Annotated in this window: 13 protein-coding genes and 1 rRNA gene; 7 read left to right on the top strand and 7 right to left on the bottom strand. The window is 70.7% G+C overall.

Annotated features, from left to right (window positions below; genetic code table 11):
• Positions 1–151: 151 nt before the first annotated feature.
• Positions 152–268 (top strand): 5S ribosomal RNA (rrf, locus tag SM418_RS06210).
• 138 nt (positions 269–406) lie between these two features.
• Here rrf and SM418_RS06205 read toward each other — a convergent pair.
• Entirely contained in the window at positions 407–580 is a 174-nt protein-coding gene (locus SM418_RS06205; RefSeq protein ID WP_371939648.1) for a hypothetical protein, read from the bottom strand.
• A gap of 464 nt (positions 581–1,044) precedes the next feature.
• On the opposite strand from SM418_RS06205, the gene SM418_RS06200 reads away from it, so the two are divergent.
• Complete coding sequence (locus tag SM418_RS06200) at positions 1,045–1,386, top strand: hypothetical protein (RefSeq protein WP_371939646.1); 342 nt, start codon at positions 1,045–1,047, stop codon at positions 1,384–1,386.
• 348 nt (positions 1,387–1,734) lie between these two features.
• On the opposite strand, the gene SM418_RS06195 is transcribed toward SM418_RS06200, so the two are convergent.
• From SM418_RS06195 to SM418_RS06180, 4 genes are all read right to left on the bottom strand, one after another.
• A complete protein-coding gene (locus SM418_RS06195) occupies positions 1,735–2,226 on the bottom strand; it encodes a 2-thiouracil desulfurase family protein (protein ID WP_371939645.1) in 492 nt (163 codons plus the stop codon).
• 65 nt (positions 2,227–2,291) lie between these two features.
• Entirely contained in the window at positions 2,292–3,110 is an 819-nt protein-coding gene (locus SM418_RS06190) for an SDR family NAD(P)-dependent oxidoreductase (RefSeq protein ID WP_371939644.1), read from the bottom strand.
• Positions 3,111–3,410: 300 nt separating this feature from the next.
• Entirely contained in the window at positions 3,411–4,412 is a 1,002-nt protein-coding gene (locus tag SM418_RS06185) for an AurF N-oxygenase family protein (RefSeq protein ID WP_371939642.1), read from the bottom strand.
• A 61-nt stretch (positions 4,413–4,473) separates the two neighbouring features.
• Positions 4,474–5,145, bottom strand: coding sequence for a TetR/AcrR family transcriptional regulator (locus SM418_RS06180; protein ID WP_371939640.1), 672 nt, complete (start codon positions 5,143–5,145; stop codon positions 4,474–4,476).
• Positions 5,146–5,349: 204 nt separating this feature from the next.
• On the opposite strand from SM418_RS06180, the gene SM418_RS06175 reads away from it, so the two are divergent.
• The 3 genes from SM418_RS06175 (at position 5,350) to SM418_RS06165 (ending at position 9,947) form a co-directional block, all read left to right on the top strand.
• Complete coding sequence (locus SM418_RS06175; protein ID WP_371939639.1) at positions 5,350–6,120, top strand: ABC transporter ATP-binding protein; 771 nt, start codon at positions 5,350–5,352, stop codon at positions 6,118–6,120.
• Entirely contained in the window at positions 6,117–8,627 is a 2,511-nt protein-coding gene (locus SM418_RS06170; protein WP_371939637.1) for an ABC transporter permease, read from the top strand. The genes SM418_RS06175 and SM418_RS06170 overlap by 4 nt, the downstream gene beginning before the upstream one ends.
• 108 nt (positions 8,628–8,735) lie before the next feature.
• Positions 8,736–9,947, top strand: a complete 1,212-nt coding sequence (locus SM418_RS06165) for a pyridoxal phosphate-dependent aminotransferase (RefSeq protein ID WP_371939636.1) — start codon at positions 8,736–8,738, stop codon at positions 9,945–9,947.
• 1 nt (position 9,948) lies between these two features.
• Here the strand turns inward: SM418_RS06165 and SM418_RS06160 are convergent, their stop codons facing one another.
• Positions 9,949–12,018, bottom strand: a complete 2,070-nt coding sequence (locus tag SM418_RS06160) for an ATP-dependent DNA helicase (RefSeq protein ID WP_371939677.1) — start codon at positions 12,016–12,018, stop codon at positions 9,949–9,951.
• A 155-nt stretch (positions 12,019–12,173) separates the two neighbouring features.
• Here SM418_RS06160 and SM418_RS06155 point away from each other — a divergent pair, with 155 nt between their 5' ends.
• Positions 12,174–13,160, top strand: coding sequence for a DUF4192 domain-containing protein (locus SM418_RS06155; RefSeq protein WP_371939635.1), 987 nt, complete (start codon positions 12,174–12,176; stop codon positions 13,158–13,160).
• Positions 13,161–13,367: 207 nt separating this feature from the next.
• Here SM418_RS06155 and SM418_RS06150 read toward each other — a convergent pair whose 3' ends face one another.
• The gene (locus tag SM418_RS06150) at positions 13,368–13,739 is read right to left on the bottom strand and encodes a hypothetical protein (protein ID WP_371939634.1); all 372 of its coding nucleotides are present in this window, start codon (positions 13,737–13,739) and stop codon (positions 13,368–13,370) included.
• Positions 13,740–13,965: 226 nt separating this feature from the next.
• On the opposite strand from SM418_RS06150, the gene SM418_RS06145 reads away from it, so the two are divergent.
• Positions 13,966–14,739 carry a polysaccharide deacetylase family protein gene (locus SM418_RS06145; protein ID WP_371939633.1) on the top strand — a complete coding sequence of 258 codons (774 nt, stop codon included), beginning with the start codon at positions 13,966–13,968 and terminating at the stop codon, positions 14,737–14,739.
• Positions 14,740–14,768: the final 29 nt, after the last annotated feature.

The following is a 14,768-nucleotide window of genomic DNA, read 5'->3' as shown; positions in this document are numbered from 1 at the left end:
CAATCCGAATCGCTGCGAGTATGTTCGCGTCCCTGTGTGGTTCCCAGGAAACAACTGGGTGACCGCAGTTGATAATTGGATACCGAGCCTGACGCTCGGACGAGAACTTCCCGCACCCCCGGGGTTTTGGAGGGGGTGTTGGGGTTGGTCGTTCGGTGGTTTTGGCGAAGGGGAAACACCCGGTCCCATCCCGAACCCGGAAGTTAAGCCCTTCAGCGCCGATGGTACTGCATGGGAGACTGTGTGGGAGAGTAGGACACCGCCGGACTCATATTGCAGGAAGGGCCCCGCCGACACCGGCGGGGCCCTTTCGCATTTCAACGGTCGGTCGGAAAGGTGCTGGACCTTGTCGGCCGCGCGAAGATGATTGAGTCGTTCTACGACGTCACCGGCTGGAGCCCGCCCTTCACATCGACGCGGGCGGAGGGCTTGAAGGACCTTTCCAGGACGCATAGGCCGGGCTGGCGGCGACGCCGTCACGGTGGGCGGCGGCCGCGAACTCGGCCAGCTCGTCCGCCTGGCCGGCCAGCGGGCCGCTGCATCGCCACGCGACCCGCAGGTGCCGAAGCTCCAACTGCACGTTCCCGCCCTCCGTTCCCCGGCAATATATGGGTGACGAGGACAAAAGGTCGTTTTGGGTCGTGTGAACCGGCCTGCGGCCACATCGGCGGGCGGCATAGGACGGGAACAACGCCGTCCCGCCGCTAGTTGAGGCCGACCCCCGTGGGCAGCGAGCGAGATCGGCCTGCCCCGGGCACGTCTGTGCGGATATCCGGTAACAGCTCTGCTGGATGAGCGGAGATCCAGCCGTGCTCGGGGTGCGTGAGATGGGTGCCTGGTCGGTCCTGGGCTGGTCTCTGCCAGGCTGATTGGGTGACTGGGAGTGCATCGAACCCTGATCGGTTTCGGGATCAACGGGAACGCAAGTACGGGTACGACTTCCTCGACGAAGTGCTGGTGAGCTGCCCCAGGTGCGAGGGCTGTGCTGTCGTCTTGCCGCGTCCTCGGAAGCACGACGACACCGAGGCGACTTCGGCTGGATTCATGAACTTCCACCGGCGCTTGCACTGCAAGGCGTGTGGCTTCTTCAAGGACGACACGATCAGCTCCGCTGTCGTCGGAGGCCCGGTCGATCCCTACTTCCAGCGGCCGGTGTGGTTGCAGGCGAGTTGCTGCGGACATGTTCTGTGGGCATATAACGTCCGTCATCTTGATCTGTTGGAGGCCTATGTGGCCGCGAAGCTGCGCGAACGTGGGGATCTTGTGGCGGAAGCTCCGGCGAGCCTGGTGGAGCGCCTGCCCACGTGGCTCAAGACAGCCAAGAATCGGGCCGAGGTCTTGAGGACGATAGGGCGCTTGCGTTCGACGTTGACCGCTGACCGCTGAGGATTAGGGATCTCATGGAGGATCCTGCTCTCAGGCTGGCTTATGGGGGACGCGCAGGCTCTCCCGCACGGCCGTAAGGGACACGAAGGCGCTGTCGCTGCCACCGAACTCGTTGGGGTGGGGCCGGCGGTGCGGACGTTGCGGGCGAAGTAGTCGCCTTCCTGTAGGCACCGGTCTCCGATCCACGCCGCCACGACAGCCGGGCGGACGATCAGCGGATCCACCCACCAGGGCGCAGGTCCGCGGATGATCCTCGATTTTCAGCCCGTACGCCTCGACCGTGTTCGCTGCCCGCCTGATGTTCGCGGTGAACTGCAACCGCCGCCGGGCATGCTCACTGGGGCGCGGTCACCGCTCCAAGGTCGTCAGGAAGCTTTGGACGGCGTTCAGGTCGTCCTCGCTGAAGACCTTGATGCCGGAGCGCTGGAGAAGGGCGGTCGTCACGCCGGCGCCGGGGGACGAGGTGCCCGTGAAGGTGCCGTCGTAGATCCTGTGGCCGCCGCAGGACGGGCTGCCCTCCTTGAGGACGGCTACGCGGGCGCCGGAGCGGCGGGCGGTATCCAGGGCCAGGCGGGCGCCGCGGAGGAACTCGACGGTCACGTCGTCGCCCGCGTCGGTGAGGATGCGGGCCGTCCCGTCGAGGACGTCGGCGCCGTCACCGCCGATGATCTCGGCGGGCGGGCGCGGTACGGCCAGGCCGCCCGACACTTCGGGGCAGAACGGCACGAGGCGCCCCTCGGTGCGCCACCGTTCGAAGAGTTCGCCCCCCACTGGCTTGGCCGCGCCGTCGTAGCGGACGCGGCGTCCTGCCAGGCAGGAGCTGACCAGAATGCGTTCCACGCCCTCCAGACTATGTCGGCCCCTCCGCCCGCGCCCCCGCGCGTGACCTGTGCCGCGCCGGCGGGTCAGTTGCCGGCGCGGATGCGGTTGACGGCGAGCTGGGCGACGCGGACGGCGGCGCCGGGGTTGAGGCGGGCGCCGCGCCATGCGACGCGGCCGTGCGCCGGGGCGACGATGAGAGCCTGGTTCTTCGCGACGCCGCGCATGATGTCGCGGGCCAGCTTCTCGGCCGTGTAGAGGCGCGGGGACGCCTTGGCGATGTCGCCGGTCGCGTCGCCGCTCATCGCGGTCTCGGGCAGGTCCGGGTTGACGTTGTGCAGGAGCGGGGTGTCGACGAAGGACGGGCAGACGACGCTGACCTTGACGCCGCGTCCGGCGGCCTCGGCGCGCAGGCCGAGGGAGAGGCCGACGACGGCGTGCTTGGTGGCGGTGTAGGGGATGCCGATCGGCATCGGGACGAGCCCGGCGAGCGAGGCGGTGTTGACGATGTGGCCGCCGCGCTGCTCCAGCATGATCGGGTAGGCGGCGTGGACGCCGTGGACGACGCCCTTGAGGTTGATGTCGATGGCGCGGTTCCAGTGGTCGAGGGTGAGTTCCTCGGCCAGGCCGCCGATCGCGATGCCGGCGTTGTTGAAGACGAGGTCGAGGCGTCCGTGGTCGGCCTTGACGCCCTGGTAGAGGTCGGTGACGGCGCCGGCGTCGGTGACGTCGAGGGCGGCGGAGGCGGCTTTGCCATGGCCGAGGGTGTTCAGTTTGTCGGCGACCTGCGCGGCGCCCTCGGCGTTGATGTCGGTGACCACGACGGTGTCGCCGCGTGCCACCAGGGACGTGGCGATCGCACGGCCGATGCCGGATGCTCCTCCGGTCACGATCGCGATGCTCATTGCGCGCTCCGCTCGATGGACCGCGGGTCCGGCCCGGGGGGAAATCGGTCCGGCCCTCGGTTGATAATTGGATTTAGCGTGTAATTACGGAAAGTGTAGGGGGCGGGCCGCCCCGCCGAAAGTCGTGCTCCTGCAGTGGCTCGCCGTCGTTCGATGCGGAAGTCGTCCGTATCCAGCCTGCGGGTCGAGTCGTGGCCGAGCCCGGAACGTGGGACGGGCAGCAGGGGGAGGCCGGCCGCGCACGCCAGCCTGGCCCCGCAGCCGGGGTGACAGCGGCGGCCTGTGCCGGGCCCGCCGGTGTCAGGCGGCTTCGGGGGCTTGCACCGTGCGGCGCTGCTTCGGCTCGTCCCAGATCCCGAAGGCCTTCCAGACCTGCCTGCCCACCGGGCTGATCACGCCCAGCTCGGCCATCAGGTCGCGGATCTTGCCGACCGAGTTGGAGATCTCCGCCTGCGACGCCTCGCTCTTGTAGGCGGCGCGGACGACGTCCTTGGGGATGTTGAAGTGGCGCACCATCGGTCCGGGCGGGGACAGCATGATCCGCGCCATGACGCCGAGGACCACCGGCGTCGCGACGCCGAGGATCCGGCGGCGCAGCGGGTTCATGTTGGGCACCCGGTGCTTGAGGTAGTGCCGGGCGAACGAGATGTGCCGGGCCTCCTCCGCGATGTGGATCTTCATGATGGTCTCTTCGAGCGGGTGCTTGATGTGCCCGCCCTTCAGGGACTTGCGCTGGACGTAGTCGATCGGGTCCTCCCCGCCGAGCACGAAGACGAAGAACATCTCCGTGTTGATCAGCGGGATCCAGGGGGCGGCCTGCGCGATGAGGCTGAGCGAGCGCGGCATGCCGCGGATCGGCAACTTCGTCCGGTTCACGAACTCCTGGAACATCATGCCGTGGTGACATTCCTCGGTCGTCTCGTGGTAGACGTACCGGAACTCGGGCCGCCCGTTCGGCAGCCGGTAGGCGTAGTTCAGCAGTCCGCGCTTCAGCAGGTTCTCGAACTGCAGGCCGATCTTCATCGCGGTGGCGACGCGCCACAGCCCGATCTGCGCCTGGATCTCCGGCGGCTGCGCCTGGTACCAGGCCGTCTCGCCGAGCCGGTCGAACGGGGGGAGGACCCAGCGCGGGTCGTTCTTGTCGACCGCGAACTCGGGGTCGTCCCAGGGGATGTCGGCGTAGGCCTCCCAGTGCTTCTCCACCGACGCCTTGTTCAGGCGGTCGATGACGCCGATGTACGACTTCTTGTCCATGACCTGCTCGCGGAGCTCGTCGGCGAGTTCGGTGGGGGCTTTCGGCATGTGGGGCGCTCCCTCGGAGGTGGTGCGGCCGGCCGGTGCGGCCGACGGTGTGGCCAGGGGGTCAAAGGTCGGTCGGCCGGGCGTCCGGCCTGCCCCGCTCGGGGACGATCAGCCGGGCGACGTCCTTCATCTGGCTCAGCACCGCGGCCTGGTGGCCGTCGGCGTCGTCGTCCAGCGCGTTCTGTATGGACAGCCCGACGAACATCGCGAACACCGCGCGCAGCATCGTCGGGACGAAGTCGGGGGGCAGCGCGTTCTGCGGGAACAGCCGCTCGAACGTCTCCAGGATCACCTGGAGGATGCGCTCGTTCAGGTCGAGGCACAGCGGCCGCAGCTCCTCGTCGGTGCGGGCGGCCACGGCCAGCTCCATCAGGGCCTTGGCCGGGCGGCCGCGGAACACTCCCCAGAGCAGGTCGAGGGCGCCCGAGATGTCGCGGCGTTCGGGCGGCAGCACGGCGAACGCCGTCTCGTAGGCGAGGCGCTGCGCCTCCAGGAGGTGCTCCAGGGCGGCCGCGACCAGCGCCATCTTCGTCGGGTAGTGGTGCTGCTGCGCGCCGCGCGACACTCCCGCGCGGCGGGCCACCTCCGTGGTGGACGTCCCGGACCAGCCGAGGTCGACCAGGCACTCCGTGGTCGCCTCCAGGAGCCTGGCCTGAGTGCGCGACCGGCGTTCCTGCTGGGTGCGACGGCTCTGGGAGCCGTGCCGGTGACGTCGGCGGCTGCTTACTGCCATGGCTGAGACGGTACGAGCGACAGATACAAGCAAGCAAGCCTGCATGTATGTTGCCCGCATCACAATTGGACATCAAGTCTTATTGATCTTTCCGTGTACCGCGGCGGACGTAGCCGGAAGTGGCGGGCTGCGTCCGGGGGAGCAGCGCGGGTGCCTCTCCTCGCCCGACGACGGGCGCCATGGCGGGCGGCCACGATCCGGGGCATGGGAAACGCAGCAGAAGCAAGGCAAGCGGCCGGCGAAGCCACCGGCGGCGCCCGCACGCTCCATCTGGGGAAGGTGTACGGGTCCGGGGACATGGCGGTGCGCGCGCTCGACGACGTCACCGTGGAGTTCCCGGCCGGGCGGTTCACCGCGATCATGGGCCCGTCCGGCGCGGGCAAGTCCACGCTGATGCACTGCGTGGCCGGGCTGGAGGACGCGTCGTCCGGCCATGTCTACGTCGGCGGCCAGGATCTCGGGACGCTGTCGGACCGCCGGCTCACCAGGCTCCGCCGCGAGCGCATCGGGTTCGTGTTCCAGGCGTTCAACCTGATCCCGACCCTCACCGCGCGCGACAACATCCTCCTGCCGCTGACGCTGGCGGGGACGAGCCCGGAGCGGGAATGGCTGGACACCGTCGTCCGCGTCCTGAAGCTGGGGGACAGGCTGGCGCATCGTCCTTCGGAGATGTCGGGCGGGCAGCAGCAGCGGGTGGCGCTGGCGCGCGCGCTGGTCACCCGCCCGCAGATCGTGTTCGCGGACGAGCCGACCGGCAACCTCGACTCCCGCACCGGCGCGGAGGTTCTGGCGCTGCTCCGCAACGCCGTGGACGACCTCGGCCAGACCGTGGCGATGGTCACCCACGACCCGGTCGCCGCCGGGCACGCCGACGCGGTGGTGTTCCTGGCCGACGGCCGGGTCGTCGACGTCATGGACGCTCCCACACCCGACCGGGTGCTGGACCGCATGCGAGGGCTGGGAGACCACTCATGATCGGGCTGGTCTTCAAGGAGCTCTGGGGGCGCAAGCGCCGGATGGTCGGCTCCCTGGTGGCGGTCTTCCTGGGCGTGACTTTTTTGACCGGAACGCTCGTCCTCGGCGACACGCTTGCGGCCAGCATCGACGGATACTTCTCCAGGGCGTACGGCAACGCGGACGTGACCGTGCGGAACGCGACCAAGGTGAGCGATGCGCCGTGGGGCGCGCGCGGGCAGATTGACGCGTCCGTCATGGACAAGGTCCGTCAAGTGGACGGCGTCGCCAACGCCGAACCCACCATCCAGGGGTCGGGGCAACTGCTCGCCAAGGACGGCACCACGATCCAGTCGCGCGGCCCGCGGACGGCCGGCAACTGGATGAGCGACCCCGAGCTCAACCCGTATCACCTCGTGTCCGGGCGGGCGCCGCGTGCACCGGACGAGGTCGTCATCAACAAGATGTTCGCCGACGAGGGGAACCTGAAGGTCGGCGACCGGACGGCGGTGCTCACGCCGGAGAAGGTTCCGGTGACCGTCGTCGGGATCAGCAAGTTCGGTGACGAGGACGCCTTCGGCGAGACGTCGCTCACGGCGTTCTCGCTGGAAGGGGCCCGCGAGCACGTCGCCAAGGGGACCGACCGCCTCAGCGGCGTCGCCGTCCGCGCCGAGGACGGCGTCAGCCAGGCGGAGCTGGCGTCCCGCATCAAGCCGGTTTTGCCCGCCGGGGTGGAGGCCATCACGAACAAGGCGCAGGTCGAGGAGGGTATGAGCCTCGTCGAGAGCGGCTTCCTGCGGGTGTTCCGGATCGTCCTGGCCTCGTTCGGCGGGGTCGCGCTGCTCGTCGCCGCGTTCTCGATCCACAACACGTTCGCGATCACGATGGCGCAGCGGACCCGCGAGTCGGCGCTGCTGCGCGCCCTCGGCGCCGGACGCCGGCAGGTCGTCACCATCGTCGGCTTCGAGGCCCTCGTGGTCGGCGGCGCCGCCACCCTCGCCGGGCTCGCCGGCGGGCTCGGCTTCGCGGCCCTGCTCCGGCAGCTGTTCACGCGGTTCCGGATCGGGATCGCGATGGAGGGCCTCACCGTCGCCGCCACCTCGATTCTCATCGCGGTTCCGGTCGGGCTGCTGGTCACCCTGGTCGCGGCGTTCGGGCCCGCGCTCAAGGCGTCGCGGACGCCGCCCCTGGCCGCGCTGCGCGAGGTCGCGGCCGAGGCGTCCCGGCCGTCGGAGACCCGGCTCATCGTCGGCGGTGTCTTCGGGGTTGTCGCGGTCGGGACCGTCGTGTTCGGCGCCGTCACCGGGCAGGTCGCGATGGCGGCGGCGGGCGCGGCGGTCACCGCGGCCGCGATGGTCGTGCTCGGGCCGGTCGCCGCCCGCCCGGTCGCGGCGCTCCTCGGCGGGCCCGCGGCGCGGCTGCGCGGCGTGCCGGGGACGCTCGCGCGCGACAACGCGTCCCGCAGCCCGGCGCGCACCGCCGGCGCCGCGACCGCGCTGATGATCGGCGTCGGCGTCGTCACGCTGATGACCGTGTTCACCGGGTCGCTGCGCGCGTCGCTGGAGGACGGCGTCGCCGGATCGTTCAAGGGCCCGATCGTCGTGAACGCGGGCAACAACGAGACCGGCGGGTTCAGCACCGCCCTCGTCCAGGAGGCCGCCAGGCTGCCCCAGGTGCGTGAGGCCGCCGGGCTCGGTACGGGAAGCATGCGCGTGAACGGTTCCCCGTCGACCGTCAGCGTCGCCGACCCGTCCAGCCTGCGACGCGTCCTCGACCTGGACGTTCGGGACGGTGCCCTGAGCAACGCCGGCACGTTCGCCGTGTCGAAGAAGACCGCGGACGACAACGACTGGCACGTGGGTACCCCGGTCGGCGTGACGTTCGCGGACGGCACCTCGCAGAAGCTCACCGTAGGGGCCGTCTACGAGAACACCGACCTGACCGGTGACTACCTCGTCCCGCGCACACTATGGGACGCGCACACCAGGCAGCCCTTGGACACACGTGCCTTCGTCGAACTGAACCCCGGTGCGTCGGTCGCGTCCGCTCGGCAGGCCCTGACGGACCTCGCCAAGCCTTACGGGGCGCCCGAGGTCCAGTCGCGGGACGAATTCGTGGCCGCGCAGACCGAGGAGATGGCCGGCTTCATCGCCGTCGTCTACGGGATGCTCATCCTCGCCATCGTCGTCGCGCTGCTCGGCATCGCCAACACGCTGTCGCTCGCCGTCCACGAACGGACCCGTGAGCTCGGGCTCCTCCGCGCGGTCGGCGCGACCCGCCCGCAGATCAGGTCGATGGTCCGGTGGGAGTCGGTCATCGTGGCGCTGTTCGGCACCGGCGGCGGGCTCGGCCTCGGCGTGTTCCTCGGCTGGGGCTTCGGCACGGCCCTCGGCAACCCGTTCGCGCCGCCCGCCGTGCAGCTGGCGGTCATCGCGCTGGTCGGCGCCGTGGCGGGGGCGCTCGCCGCGGTCCGCCCGGCGCGGCGCGCCGCGCGGCTGGCGATCCTGTCCGCGATCTCCGCTCCGTGACGCCCCGGCTCCGGTCCCCCGCGGGGGCGGGGACCGGAGCGTCCGGGCCCGGCCAGGGCGCGGCGGGGTGGCGCGCGTATCGCGGCCGGTCGCGGCTATGGTGAGTCCATGCAGGTCAACCAGTCGGGCAAGCTCACCAACGTCTGTTACGACATTCGCGGGCCGGTGCTGAAGCGCGCCAAGCAGCTGGAGAACGAGGGGAACAACATCCTCAAGCTGCACATCGGCAACCCGGCGCCGTTCGGGTTCGAGGCCCCGCCCGAACTCCTCCAGGACATGATCCGCAACCTGCCGGAGGCGCACGGCTACAGCGACTCCAAGGGCATCCTCCCCGCGCGGCGCTCGATCGTGCAGCATTTCGAGGACAACGGGGTCGGCGGCATCGACGTCGAGGACGTCTACCTCGGCAACGGCGTGTCCGAGCTCATCGTCATGACCCTGCAGGCGCTGCTCAACGACGGCGACGAAGTGCTCATCCCCACGCCCGACTACCCGCTGTGGACGGCGGCGGTCTCCCTGTGCGGCGGAACGCCCGTCCACTACCTGTGCGACGAGGACGACGGCTGGCAGCCGAGCCTGGACGACATCGAGTCCAAGATCAGCGACCGGACCCGCGCGATCGTCGTCATCAACCCGAACAACCCGACCGGCGCCGTCTACTCGCGCGAGGTGCTGGCCCGCATCGTCGAGGTCGCCCGCCGCCGGGGCCTGCTCGTCTTCGCGGACGAGATCTACGACCGGATCCTCTACGACGACGCCGAGCACGTCCCGATCGCGTCGCTGGCGCCCGACCTGCTGTGCCTCACCTTCGGCGGCCTGTCGAAGAACTACCGGGTCGCCGGGTTCCGGTCCGGATGGGTGGTGCTGTCCGGCCCGAAGGAGCACGCCGAGTCCTACATCGAGGGCCTGGACATCCTCGCCAACATGCGGCTCTGCCCGAACGTCCCCGGCCAGCACGCCATCCAGGCCGCGCTCGGCGGCTACCAGAGCATCGAGGACCTCGTCCTGCCGACCGGCCGCCTCTGCGAGCAGCGCGACCGCGCCTGGAAGCTGCTGAACGACCTGCCGGGCGTCAGCTGCGTCAAGCCGCGGGGCGCCCTCTACGTCTTCCCCCGCCTGGACCCGGAGATGTACCCGATCGAGGACGACATGCGCTTCGCCCTCGACCTGCTCGAACAGCAGAAGCTCCTCGTCGTCCAGGGGACCGGGTTCAACTGGCCGGCCACCGACCACTTCCGCGTCGTCACCCTCCAGTACGCCGACGACCTGGAGGACGCCGTGGGCCGCATAGGCGAGTTCCTCCAGACCTACCGCCGCTGAGTCACCCCGCTGAGTCACCCGCTGAGTCACCCTCCGCGGCGGCGTCGAGGCGGCGGAGGGCGCCGCGGACCACGTCCGGGTCGGTCGTGGCCCAGAACGGCGGCAGCGAGCTCTTGAGGAAGCCGCCGTAGCGGGCCGTGGCGAGGCGCGGGTCGAGGACGGCGACGACGCCGCGGTCGTCCATCGACCGCAGCAGGCGTCCGGCGCCCTGCGCGAGGAGCAGCGCGGCGTGCGTGGCGGCGACCGCCATGAAGCCGTTGCCGCCGCGCGCCGCGACCGCGCGCGACCGCGCCGACGAGACCGGGTCGTCCGGGCGCGGGAACGGGATGCGGTCCATGATGACGAGCCGCAGCGACGGGCCGGGGACGTCCACGCCCTGCCAGAGCGACAGGGTGCCGAACAGGCAGGTCCGCTCGTCCTCGGCGAACTGCTTGACCAGCAGCGACGTGGAGTCCTCGCCCTGGCAGAGCAGCGGGTGGGACAGGTGGTCCTTCAGCTCGTCGGCGGCCTGCCGCGCGGCCCGCATCGAGGAGAACAGGCCGAGCGTCCGGCCGCCGGCCGCCTCGATCAGCTCGGTGATCTCGGTGAGGTAGGCGTCGGCGAGACCGTCCCGTCCGGGCTGGGGCAGATGGCGCGCGACGTAGAGGATGCCGGCCTTGCGGTGGTCGAACGGCGAGCCCGCGTCCAGCCCGGACCACACGACCTCGGTCTCCTCGCCCTTCTCCGTCGCGGTCCGGGCGAGCCCCTCGGCGGCGGTCTTCGCGTCCCGCGACCCGCCCTCGTCCAGCGGCGGCAGGCCCCACTGGCGCGCGAGCGGCTCGAACGACCCGCCCAGCGTGAGCGTCGCCGACGTCAGGATCGCGGTGCGCTGCTCGAACAGGGTCGCCCGCAGCAGGCCGCCGACCCCGATCGGCGCCACGTGCAGCGCCGGCGGACGCTTCGGGCGCCCGTCCTGGACGAACGGCTTCTCCAGCCAGACCACGTCGAAGCGCTGCGCCATCTCGGGCTTGAACGCGTCCAGCATCCGGACGGCCGTGTCGTGCAGCTCCTCCAGCGACGACCGTGCGGCCTTGCGGGCGGACGCGTCACCGGGATCCGCGTCCTTCTTCTCTGGCCCGAGCGCCGTGACGCACGCGTGCGCGGCATCCCGGACGACCGCGAGGGTGGTGCCCAGAGCGGACGAGAGGACGTCCATCCGCCCTTGGGGCAGATCCTCGAGCAGAATGCCGAGCCCTTCGGCGGCCTCCTTCAACCGGTCTGCGACGGCCTCCTCCATCAGCCGCCCGCAACGCCGTGCGGCGGTCTCGACCCCGCCCGCACTCAGATCTCCTGTGGCGACCGACGTGACCCGGTCGACCAGCTCATGCGCCTCGTCCACGATGACGACATCGTGCTCCGGCAGGACTTGGAACTCCTCCAGGGCGTCGATGGCGAGCAACGCGTGGTTGGTGACCACGATGTGCGCCTCACCGGCCTCCGCCCGGGCCAGCTCGGCGAAGCACTCCGTTCCCTGCGGGCACCGCTGCGCGCCCAGGCACTCCTTCGCCGTGACGGCCACCTGCCGCCACGCCTGCTCGTTCACGCCCGGGACCAGCTCGTCCCGGTCGCCGGTCCGGGTCTTCTCCGCCCACTCGTTCAGGCGCTTGACCTGTCGTCCCAGCGAGGAGAGCTGCTGCGGGTCGAAAAGGCTCGGCCCGTCCTCCTCCTCGGGCACGCCCGTCTGGACCCGGTGCAGGCACAGGTAGTTGCGGCGCCCCTTCAGGATGGCGAACTTCAGCTCCGTCCCGAGCAGCGGCTCGAGAGCCTCCGCCAGGCGGGGCAGGTCACGGTCGACGAGCTGCCGTTGCAACGCGATCGTCGCGGTCGACACGACCACCGTCGTCTGCTTCTCCACCGCGTACCGGATCGCCGGGACGAGATAGGCCAGCGACTTTCCGGTCCCGGTGCCGGCCTGCGCGGCGAGATGCTCCCCGGACTCGATCGCCGTCTCCACCGCCCGCGCCATCTCGACCTGTCCCGGGCGCTCGGCACCTCCGATGGACGTGACGGCTGCGGCGAGCAAGGTCGCCATGTCCGGAATCTGGGTATCGCTGGCGGTCAGCAGATCAGGGGCGGGCACGCCGCCCAACGCTACCGTCAGCGAGGGACACCCGCGTCCCGGCACGGAGTTATCCACATGTGACGGGGACCCGGCCGGGAGGCCGCGGACCTGCGAGTGTCGACGTCATGGCACCTCTCGTGATCCGCACCGCCCAGGACGCCATCGCCGCCGTCCCCTACCTGCTGGGGTTCCACCCGTCGCGCAGCCTCGTCGTGATCGGCTTCGAGGGGAGAGACCACGGCACATGCGCGGTCCGGCTCGACTTACCGGCCGCCGACGCGGCGGGGCGGGTCGCCGCCCTCCTCGCCGGCAACGGCTTCGCCCGCTCCCTCCTGCTCGGCTACGGTCCCGCCGCCGAGGTCCGGGAGTCCGCCGCCCCGATGCGCGAGGCGCTCGCCTCCGCGGGCGTTCCCGTCGCCGAGGCGATCCGCGTCGCCGACGGCCGCTGGTGGTCGCTCACCTGCGACCGCGAGTGCTGCCCGCCCGAAGGCACCCCGTACGACATCTCCGCCAGCGCCCTCGCCGCCCAGGCCACCTACGCCGGTCACGTCGCCCTGGCCGACCGCGCCGAACTCGTCCGCTCCGTCCAGCCGCTCGACGACCCCGTCCGCGCCGCCATGCGCCAGGCCACCGCCCGAGCCGAACGCCGCCACCTCGCCCGCGACCCCTCGCCCACCACCGTGGAGGAAGACCTCGCCTTCCTCCTCGTCCTGCTCACCCACGCCAGAACCGGCGTCAGGCCCACCGACGACGAGGTCGCCTGGCTCGGCGTCCTCCTCGCCGACCTGCGCCTCCGCGACGAGGCATGGATCCGCATAGACGAGGAGGCTCCGGCCGCCGACATCGCCTTCTGGCGCGACATCCTCCGCCGGGTCGAAGAGCCCCGCGCCCCCGCGCCCGCGTCCCTCCTGGCCTTCGCCGCCTACTCCGCGGGCGACGGCGGCCTCGCCAACGTGGCCCTCCAACGCGCCCTGGACGCCGACCCGGCCTACTCCATGGCCCTCATACTCTGCGAGGTGATCAACGCCGGCATCCCGCCGTCCCAACTCCGCCTGCGCATGACGTCCGACCAACTTGCCGCCGCCTACGACCGCCACCGAAAAGCCGGCTAGCGCGACGGGCAGTCGGCTAGCCCAACGGGAGCGAGCGCGCTGACACTCGCGCCCACGTCATGGGTGCGGCGTCCATGAGACGTCCCGCACTACCCGTGCACGCCACAAACGCTGGGCACGGGTACAGGGCTTGCGGGTTACCCCGGCCTACAGGTGTTACGGGTTACCTCGGCCTACAGGGGCAGGGGTCCCCCCGGCCTACACGTGTCAGGGGGCTACGGCTTCGCCGGGGGTGCCCGGGTCGATCCGGCGGCCGGGGTTGCGGGCGTTCCACTCGCGCATCCGGGGCGGGTAGCCGACAATCTGGACGTCGTAGACCGGAAGCCCGAGGTCGCGGGCGACCTTGCCGATGACCTTGGGGGAGCCCACGCGGCGGCGGGTCCATTCGCCGTCGTGGGCGATGGCGACGGCGGTGGTGTCGGTGGCGAAGGTCTCCGGCTCGACGAAGAACTCGACGCCGCGGCGGGACCGCGCGAACGCGATCAGCGCCTCGATGTCGGTGGCGGTCGCCTCGCGGTCGAGTGTCGTCACCGTGGACCCGCGATTCTTGCGGATCCCGAATCGGTCTCGGAACCTCATCGGTCACCCCGTCGTCTGGTGTGGTTGCCGGTGTACGACGATAACGACATCTAGGGCGCGCCGGTTCCCGACACAGCGGCGGCATCCCCGACCGGCAGGGGCCTGAGCCCTAGACTGGCGGGGCCTTGGGGGAACGGCAGCGGGGGTGTTCATGGACGGGCTGAACCTCGTCCGGCGGGGGGCTGCGGCCGTCCTCGCGGGTGCGGTTTTCGGGGGATTGAGCACGTTGACCCCGGGAGCCGGGCAGGTGGCGCTGGTCGCCGCGCCCAGGCCGGCGCCCGAGCGGCCGAAGGGCAAGCCCAAGCCGAAACCCCGGCCCAAGCCCGAGCGGAAACCGCCGCCGGACTGCTCGCGGGTCAAGTGCCTGGCGTTGACGTTCGACGACGGTCCGGCCGCGAGCACCGGGGAACTGCTCGACATCCTCGCGGCACGCCATGTCAAGGCGACGTTCTTCCTGGTGGGGGAGAACGTCGTGCAGCTTGCCGAGCTCGTCCGGCGCGAGCATGCGGCCGGGCACGAGCTCGGCGACCACAGCTACACGCACGCCGATCTCGGGAGCGCGTCCAAGAAGACGGTTCTGTCGGAGCTGACGCGCACGCAGGACGCCATCCGGCGGGCGGTCGGGGTCACGCCGGTCCTGCTCCGGCCGCCGTACGGGTCGACGTCGAAGCAGCTGGCGAAGATCTCGCGGACGATGGGCATGGCGCAGGTGCTGTGGACGGTCGACCCGCTCGACTGGGCGCACCGTGACAGCGAGTACGTCGAGAAACGCGTGCTGAAGTCGGTGAAGCCCGGTTATGTCGTGCTCATGCATGACATCCATCCGACGACGGTGAAGGCCGTCCCGCGGATCGTCGACCGGCTGGCCTCCGAGGGGTACGTGTTCGTGACCGTGTCGGAGCTGTACGGCGGGAGGCTCGTCCCCGGGAGGGAGTACGGCCAGACAGGAAGGACGATGCGCCCGGGCGACGATTCAGGGGCGACTCAGGGTCTTCCCTGATGGTCCGGGGAGGCGCCGGTGCTCAGCAT

Source organism: Actinomadura chokoriensis (assembly GCF_041463665.1).
Lineage (GTDB): Bacteria > Actinomycetota > Actinomycetes > Streptosporangiales > Streptosporangiaceae > Spirillospora > Spirillospora chokoriensis_A.
This window is presented reverse-complemented; position numbering and strand designations above follow the sequence as displayed.

Excerpts from the sequence above, each read along its gene's own strand:
- SM418_RS06200 (WP_371939646.1), top strand. The coding sequence starts at position 1,045 with ATGAACTTCCACCGGCGCTTGCACTGCAAGGCGTGTGGCTTCTTCAAG.
- SM418_RS06190 (WP_371939644.1), bottom strand. The coding sequence starts at position 3,110 with ATGAGCATCGCGATCGTGACCGGAGGAGCATCCGGCATCGGCCGTGCG.
- SM418_RS06185 (WP_371939642.1), bottom strand. The coding sequence starts at position 4,412 with ATGCCGAAAGCCCCCACCGAACTCGCCGACGAGCTCCGCGAGCAGGTC.
- SM418_RS06180 (WP_371939640.1), bottom strand. The coding sequence starts at position 5,145 with ATGGCAGTAAGCAGCCGCCGACGTCACCGGCACGGCTCCCAGAGCCGT.
- SM418_RS06175 (WP_371939639.1), top strand. The coding sequence starts at position 5,350 with ATGGGAAACGCAGCAGAAGCAAGGCAAGCGGCCGGCGAAGCCACCGGC.
- SM418_RS06170 (WP_371939637.1), top strand. The coding sequence starts at position 6,117 with ATGATCGGGCTGGTCTTCAAGGAGCTCTGGGGGCGCAAGCGCCGGATG.
- SM418_RS06165 (WP_371939636.1), top strand. The coding sequence starts at position 8,736 with ATGCAGGTCAACCAGTCGGGCAAGCTCACCAACGTCTGTTACGACATT.
- SM418_RS06160 (WP_371939677.1), bottom strand. The coding sequence starts at position 12,018 with ATGGCGACCTTGCTCGCCGCAGCCGTCACGTCCATCGGAGGTGCCGAG.
- SM418_RS06155 (WP_371939635.1), top strand. The coding sequence starts at position 12,174 with ATGGCACCTCTCGTGATCCGCACCGCCCAGGACGCCATCGCCGCCGTC.
- SM418_RS06150 (WP_371939634.1), bottom strand. The coding sequence starts at position 13,739 with ATGAGGTTCCGAGACCGATTCGGGATCCGCAAGAATCGCGGGTCCACG.